Source organism: Pseudomonas sp. FSL R10-0399 (assembly GCF_009600165.1).
Lineage (GTDB): Bacteria > Pseudomonadota > Gammaproteobacteria > Pseudomonadales > Pseudomonadaceae > Aquipseudomonas > Aquipseudomonas helleri.
Genome location: NZ_WIWK01000019.1, coordinates 59,165 through 66,249 on the forward strand (window position 1 = coordinate 59,165; position 7,085 = coordinate 66,249).

Annotated in this window: 7 protein-coding genes; all 7 read left to right on the forward strand. The window is 59.2% G+C overall.

Going from position 1 to position 7,085, the window contains the following annotated elements; all coding sequences use genetic code 11:
* Positions 1-26 precede the first annotated feature (26 nt).
* The 7 genes from GHO41_RS08240 (at position 27) to GHO41_RS08270 (ending at position 6,870) form a co-directional block, all read left to right on the forward strand.
* Positions 27-269 carry a DNA-binding protein gene (locus GHO41_RS08240; protein ID WP_153391655.1) on the forward strand — a complete coding sequence of 81 codons (243 nt, stop codon included), beginning with the start codon at positions 27-29 and terminating at the stop codon, positions 267-269.
* Positions 270-938: 669 nt separating this feature from the next.
* Positions 939-2,030, forward strand: coding sequence for a 3-deoxy-7-phosphoheptulonate synthase (locus GHO41_RS08245; protein WP_153433336.1), 1,092 nt, complete (start codon positions 939-941; stop codon positions 2,028-2,030).
* 276 nt (positions 2,031-2,306) lie between these two features.
* Entirely contained in the window at positions 2,307-3,188 is an 882-nt protein-coding gene (locus tag GHO41_RS08250) for a triacylglycerol lipase (protein ID WP_153433337.1), read from the forward strand.
* A 96-nt stretch (positions 3,189-3,284) separates the two neighbouring features.
* Positions 3,285-3,566, forward strand: coding sequence for a peptidylprolyl isomerase (locus GHO41_RS08255; protein ID WP_048370005.1), 282 nt, complete (start codon positions 3,285-3,287; stop codon positions 3,564-3,566).
* 122 nt (positions 3,567-3,688) lie between these two features.
* Positions 3,689-4,459 (forward strand): 3-hydroxybutyrate dehydrogenase, encoded by a 771-nt coding sequence (locus tag GHO41_RS08260; RefSeq protein WP_153433338.1) that lies wholly within the window; start codon positions 3,689-3,691, stop codon positions 4,457-4,459.
* Positions 4,460-4,608: 149 nt separating this feature from the next.
* A complete protein-coding gene (locus tag GHO41_RS08265) occupies positions 4,609-5,715 on the forward strand; it encodes an enoyl-CoA hydratase/isomerase family protein (protein WP_153433339.1) in 1,107 nt (368 codons plus the stop codon).
* A 3-nt stretch (positions 5,716-5,718) separates the two neighbouring features.
* Positions 5,719-6,870: an acyl-CoA dehydrogenase family protein gene (locus GHO41_RS08270; protein ID WP_048370002.1), complete on the forward strand. Its 1,152-nt coding sequence runs from the start codon at positions 5,719-5,721 to the stop codon at positions 6,868-6,870.
* Positions 6,871-7,085 lie beyond the last annotated feature (215 nt).

Genomic DNA, 7,085 nt, shown 5'->3' on the forward strand with positions numbered 1-7,085 from the left:
TGAACAATATTGAACGGTTTTGAACTATGGCCGGAATTCGTACTGCGGCACAAGCCAAGGCTTGGCTTGAACATCAAGGGAAGTCTGTTCAACAGTTCGCGCGTGAACATGGCGTTGACCCGGCGACAACCTATCAAGTGCTTGCAGGGCGTAAAAAAGGAAAACGCGGAGAAGCCCATAAAGTTGCGGTATTGCTGGGAATGAAAGACGGCATAATTCTCCCTTCTCCTGGCGACTCAACTGAAGACAAAAGCGACGGCCTGATGTGAATCTGCGCCCAATTTGATTGAGCGACATAAAGAGATTAGCTGCCTCTGGCGATGCAAGCACGTAAACCGACAAAACGGCTATAAGCTAAGCATTGCATCCTGACCACCGCTCATGGCAGCTACATTTTCCACATGAAGGTGATAGCAATTTTTAATTGAATCGCGCTACCGCTCTCGAGTAAGCTCCTGACCATTCAGTGGAGAACACACATGTTGCATAACGTACACACAGCCATTAGCAAGCAGGTCGCTACCCAGCGCCAGGCTGCTGCTGTGCGCACGCACAATGCACACTCGACTGCACGATTTTATTTTGGGTATTGGTTTAGCCACTGGCGCGCCTGATACCCATCCGGCGGCCACTTTCAAGGGGTCGCCTACCAGAGAATTCTCACCCCCGGTCGGCTACCCGACCGGGGGTTTTGTTTTTTTAGCCCCTGCAAAAATGACTTATTTGAGGAATGCACACATGAACTACACCACTTATTACCGCTTCGACCTTTGCACTGCCTGGCGATTTATCAGCCGCCGTTCGGGACAGCCTGCCGCCTCCGAACGGACCCACATCGGTGGCACACATCAACTCACAGCCAGTCTGGCCAATTGTCGAACACCCCAGTAGGGCTGAGCGCGCGGGAAAGCCCGCCGCCTGCCCAGGAAGCACACACCATGAACGCATCTGTATCTGCTCTGCCAAACACCGCTCACACCGACACCAAAGCTGCCCTGACCCAGCGCCTGCCCAGCGCCTCACAGCTCAAACAGCAGTTGCCACTGGGCGCAGAACTCAGCCAGTTGGTGAGTCAGCAGCGCCAAGCCATCCGCGCCATCCTCAATGGCGAAGACTCCCGCCTGTTAGTAGTCGTTGGCCCTTGCTCCCTTCACGATCCGGTCTCGGCACTGGAATACGCCAGCCAACTGGCCGCCCTGTCTCGCGACCTGAGCGATGACCTGTTGCTGGTGATGCGTGCCTACGTCGAAAAACCCCGCACCACCATCGGCTGGAAAGGCCTGGCCTACGACCCGCATCTAGACGGCAGCGACGACATGGCCCACGGCCTGACGCTGTCGCGCGAGCTGATGATTGAAATGCTGCGCATGGGCTTGCCCGTGTCTACCGAACTGCTGCAACCCATGGCAGCCGGCTACTTCGACGACGTGCTGGGCTGGGCAGCGATTGGTGCGCGCACCACCGAATCCCAAATCCACCGCGAGATGGCCAGCGGCCTGGACCTGCCGGTCGGCTTCAAAAACGGTACTGACGGCGGCGTAGGCATTGCATGCGACGCCATGCGTTCATCCGCCCACGGCCACCGCCACTTCGGTGTCGACAGCCAAGGGCATCCGGCCATCATCATGACCTCCGGCAACCCGGACACCCATCTGGTCTTGCGCGGCGGCCACAGCGGCCCGAACTACGACCGCAGCAGCGTGGCCAAGGCCCGCGCCGGTCTAGAAAAAAACGCCATCCCTGCGCGCCTGATGGTTGACTGCAGCCACGCCAACAGCGGCAAAGACCCTCTGCGCCAGCCGCACGTGTTCAAAGACGTATTGGCGCAACGCCTGGAAGGTGATCACTCGCTGATTGGCGTGATGCTCGAAAGCCATCTTTTCGAGGGTTGCCAAGCGCTGGGCAACGACCTGCGCTATGGCGTCTCCGTCACTGACGGCTGCCTGGGATGGGAAGTTACCGAGCAGTTACTGCGTGATGCGGCAAGCCAACTGCAACAGCAACGCCGTGCGCTGCTGGCCGCCAGCTAAACAATCGTCCTGCCTGACTGAATGCGCACCGCTGGGCCCTGCCCACGGTTGCGCGAAGTCGATCCGTCTGACAGGCAAGCCGACAGATGCCGTCTGAAACACTCCCGGCTCTAAACGATTACCGCCCTCGCGCACCTGGAATCATCCAGCGCCCGCTCTGCCTGTAGGCCCACAGCCTGACGCGGCCGACGGTAATACCCTGCAACCCAATCTGCCCGCTTCATGTTGTCGACTAAGGTGTTTTTATGACCTCAAAACACTCTCTGGAGAAACAACATGTACCGCACCCCCAGCACTCGCTACCCCCTTTTATTGGTCCATGGACTGTTCGGCTTTGAACGGATCGGGCCATTGCATTACTTCAACGGCATCAAGCAAGCGCTGCACGATTCAGGCGCCCACGTGTTCACGGCCTCCGTGTCTGCCGCCCACAACAACGAAACCCGTGGCGAACAATTGCTCGCGCACATCCATGACCTGCGCCAGCAAACGGGCGCCAAGCGGGTCAATTTGATCGGGCACAGCCAGGGCGCCCTCACCGCACGCTATGCCGCTGCTGTCGACCCTGAATCGGTGGCCTCGGTGACCTCCGTCAGCGGCCCCAATCACGGCTCCGAGCTTGCCGACCGCCTGCGCCTGGCCTTCACCCCCGGCCAATTGCCAGAGACTGCGGCGGCAGCCCTGATCACCGCCTTCAGCACCTTCATGTCGATACTCAGCGGCAAGCCCAAACTGCCCCAGCATTCACTTGAAGCCCTCAATGCGCTGACCTCAAAGGGTGTTGCCGACTTCAACAAAAAATACCCGCAAGGCCTGCCAGCAACGTGGGGCGGTATGGGGGCAGCGCAGGTCAACGACGTGTTCTATTACTCCTGGAGCGGCATTATCAAAGGCTCGTTGCTCTCCGAATCAATGAACCTGTTTGATCCCATGCACAACGCCTGCCGCGTGTTTTCCAGCTTCTTTACCCGTGAAAGCAAAGCCAATGACGGCCTGGTAGGCCGCTTCAGCTCGCACTTGGGCACAGTCATTCAATCGGATTATGAGATGGACCACCTGGACACCATCAATCAAATGGCCGGCATGACTCGGCGCAAGGCCAACCCCGTGGCGCTGTATATCGAGCATGCGCAACGTTTGAAAAACCAGGGCCTTTGAGGCAGAAGTCGGGATCTTTAATCCATGGGAACTTTGCCGAGAAAAAAGCCACTGAATCCGGTAGGCTCACCACTTTCTTGAAAGGAGTAACTCCCCATGGCCAAAGCCACTGCCCGTCACATCCTGGTTTCCAGCGAAGCCAAGTGCAACGAACTGAAAGCACAAATCGAAGGCGGCGCTGATTTCGCCGAAGTTGCAAAGGCCAACTCCTCTTGCCCGTCCAGCCGTCAAGGCGGCGACCTGGGTTCGTTCGGTCCAGGCCAGATGGTTAAAGAATTCGACACCGTGGTCTTCAGCGCGCCAATCAACGTGGTGCAAGGCCCGGTTAAAACCCAGTTCGGTTACCACCTGCTGGAAGTCACCAGCCGCCAGGACTAATCCCCCAGGCTCTGCGTGAAAGCGGCCCACCTTTTGGTGGGCCGTTTCGTATCCGCAGTCGCGAAACGCGTGCTAAGTTTCCTCATCGATGAAATCACCGTGTCTCACCTGAGGAATTGATCATGAGCCTGAAAGGTAAAACCGCCTTGGTTACCGGTTCCACCAGCGGTATTGGTCTGGGTATCGCGCAAAGCCTGGCCAAGGCTGGCGCCGACCTGATACTCAACGGTTTTGGCGACGCCAGCAAAGTCATTGCCGAACTGCAACAGTTTGGCGGCAAGGTGGGGCATCACCCGGCCGATGTCAGCGACCCGGTGCAAATCGCCGACATGATCCACTACGCCGAACGCGAATTCGGCGGCATCGACATTCTGGTCAACAACGCGGGCATTCAGCACGTGTCTAGCGTCGAAGAGTTCCCGGTCGAGCGGTGGGATTCCATCATCGCGATCAACCTGTCCTCGGTGTTCCACAGTACCCGCCTCACCCTGCCCGGCATGCGCAAGCGCGGCTGGGGCCGCATCGTCAATATCGCCTCGGTTCATGGCCTGGTCGGCTCGGTCGGCAAAGCCGCCTATGTGGCCGCCAAGCACGGGGTCATCGGCCTGACCAAAGTGGTCGGCCTTGAAACCGCCACCAGCAATATCACCTGCAACGCCATCTGCCCCGGCTGGGTGCTCACGCCGCTGGTACAAAAGCAAATCGACCAGCGCATCAGCCAGGGGATCGACCCGTACCAGGCCCAGCATGACCTGCTGGCCGAGAAACAACCGTCACTTGAGTTCGTCACCCCGCCGCAACTCGGCGAGTTGGTGCTGTTTTTGTGCAGTGAAGCCGGCAGCCAGGTGCGCGGCGCAGCCTGGAATGTCGACGGCGGCTGGTTGGCGCAATAGTGGGCGAGCAATCCTGCTTGTTAGCCATGCAAAAATGCATGCCAAGCCTGCACGCATCCGGGTTGTCATCAGCAAATTTGCACTGTTAGCATCGACCAACGTTCGCCCGCGAACACATTCTAAAAATAAAGCACAGCAGGGAGTTAGTGATGACTGCTCAGGTTTCATCCTTGCCGACACAGGATGTCGAGCCGACCCAAAGCACGGTACTTGCCGAGGTCCGCAACCATATTGGCCACCTGACCCTCAACCGCCCCAGCGGCCTCAACGCCCTCGACCTGCCCATGGTCCGCAGCCTGCAACAGCAGCTCGATGCCTGGGTCGACGATGCCAACATCAAGGCCGTGGTATTGCGCGGCGCGGGCGAAAAAGCCTTTTGTGCGGGCGGCGACATTCGCTCGCTGTACGACAGCTACAAAAGCAAAGACACCCTGCACACCGTGTTCTTCGAAGAGGAATACGCCCTTGACCGCACGCTGCACCACTACCCCAAACCGTTACTCGCGTTGCTCGATGGCTACGTTTTGGGCGGCGGTATGGGCCTGGCACAAGGCTGCGATCTGCGCCTGATCACCGAACGCAGCCGTCTGGCCATGCCGGAAGTGGCCATTGGTTACTTCCCTGACGTTGGTGGCAGCTACTTCCTGACCCGCACCCCCGGCCAGATCGGCACCTACCTGGGCGTCAGCGGCGTGCAAATCCGCGCCAGCGATGCGTTGTATTGCGGGCTGGCCGACTGGTACACCGACAGCAGCAAACTGCCTGAACTGGATCAAAGCCTCGACCACCTCCAGTGGCGCCAATCGCCCCTTGAAGACCTCAAGGCGCTGCTGGCTACCTTTGCCGTGCAAACCTTGCCCAACGCGCCGCTGGCCAACTTGCGGCCCGTGATTGATGAAGTGTTTGCCCACAACAGCGTGCCCGAGATCGTTGCTCACCTGCGCGCCGTGACAGCACCGCAACACCGCGAATGGGCCACCGAGACCGCCAACCTGCTGGAAACCCGCTCACCGCTGGGCATGGCCGTCACCCTCGAAATGCTCCGCCACGGCCGTCAACTGACCCTTGAGCAATGCTTCGAGCTGGAATTACACCTGGACCGCCAGTGGTTTGATCGCGGCGACCTGATCGAAGGCGTGCGCGCACTGATTATCGACAAGGACAAAACCCCGCACTGGAACCCGCCGACCTTGAGCGAACTGGACCCCAAGCACGTCGCCAGCTTCTTCACCGACTTTAAAAAAAGCGAGGTGTAAGCCATGCAAGACCTCGAACTGACTGAAGAACAAGTGATGATCCGTGACATGGCGCGTGATTTTGCCCGTGGCGAAATTGCCCCCCACGCACAAGCCTGGGAAAAAGCAGGCTGGATCGACGACGCGCTGGTATCAAAAATGGGCGAGTTGGGCCTGCTCGGCATGGTCGTCCCCGAGGAATGGGGCGGCACCTACGTCGATTACGTCGCCTACGCGCTGGCCGTCGAAGAAATTTCGGCCGGTGATGGTGCGACGGGTGCGCTGATGAGCATCCACAACTCGGTGGGCTGCGGGCCGATTCTCAAATACGGCAGCGAAGCGCAAAAACAAACCTGGCTAGCCGACTTGGCGAGCGGCCAGGCCATCGGCTGTTTCTGCCTGACAGAACCGCAAGCGGGCTCCGAGGCGCACAACTTGCGTACCCGCGCCGAACTGCGCGACGGCCAATGGGTCATCAACGGGGCCAAGCAATTTGTCAGCAACGGCAAGCGCGCCAAACTGGCCATTGTGTTTGCCGTGACTGATCCGGAGCTGGGCAAAAAAGGCATCTCGGCCTTTCTTGTGCCCACCGAAACACCCGGCTTTATCGTCGATCGTACTGAACACAAAATGGGCATTCGCGCGTCAGACACCTGCGCCGTCACCCTCAACAACTGCAGCGTGCCCGAAGCCAATCTGCTGGGCGAACGCGGCAAAGGGCTGGCCATCGCCCTGTCCAACCTGGAAGGCGGACGCATCGGCATTGCCGCCCAGGCGCTGGGCATTGCACGGGCGGCTTTTGAAGCAGCGCTGGGCTACGCCCGTGATCGCGTGCAGTTCGACAAGGCGATTATCGAGCACCAAAGCGTGGCCAACATGCTGGCCGATATGCAAACCCGCCTGAACGCCGCCCGCCTGTTGATCCTGCACGCAGCACGCCTGCGCAGCGCTGGCAAACCGTGCTTGTCAGAAGCCTCGCAGGCCAAACTGTTTGCTTCGGAAATAGCCGAGTTTGTCTGCTCCAAAGCCATCCAGATTCATGGTGGTTATGGCTACCTGGAAGACTACCCGGTGGAGCGTTACTACCGAGACGCGCGGATCACCCAGATCTACGAAGGCTCGAGCGAGATCCAACGCATGGTGATTGCCCGCGAGCTGAAGAACTACCTGATCTGACCCCGCAATGCCCCGTCTGCGACGCCGTGCTGTCGCACAGCAAACAGGCCACCGAGTACTTCAGCATCCCCCAATCGGTTCCCTCTCCTTCGGGAGAGGGCTAGGGTGAGGGGGCTTTGGCTTTTATGTACATATCCATTGCTGCGGCAACGGCCACTTAGGGTTCCGGCCTTACGCCGCGTCACTTGTGCGCCCAGCATGGGCGTCATCCTAGA

Bases quoted from the DNA above. Each gene is read 5' to 3' on its own strand.
- GHO41_RS08265 (WP_153433339.1), top strand. From the start codon at position 4,609: ATGACTGCTCAGGTTTCATCCTTGCCGACACAGGATGTCGAGCCGACC.
- GHO41_RS08260 (WP_153433338.1), top strand. From the start codon at position 3,689: ATGAGCCTGAAAGGTAAAACCGCCTTGGTTACCGGTTCCACCAGCGGT.
- GHO41_RS08245 (WP_153433336.1), top strand. From the start codon at position 939: ATGAACGCATCTGTATCTGCTCTGCCAAACACCGCTCACACCGACACC.
- GHO41_RS08250 (WP_153433337.1), top strand. From the start codon at position 2,307: ATGTACCGCACCCCCAGCACTCGCTACCCCCTTTTATTGGTCCATGGA.
- GHO41_RS08255 (WP_048370005.1), top strand. From the start codon at position 3,285: ATGGCCAAAGCCACTGCCCGTCACATCCTGGTTTCCAGCGAAGCCAAG.
- GHO41_RS08270 (WP_048370002.1), top strand. From the start codon at position 5,719: ATGCAAGACCTCGAACTGACTGAAGAACAAGTGATGATCCGTGACATG.
- GHO41_RS08240 (WP_153391655.1), top strand. From the start codon at position 27: ATGGCCGGAATTCGTACTGCGGCACAAGCCAAGGCTTGGCTTGAACAT.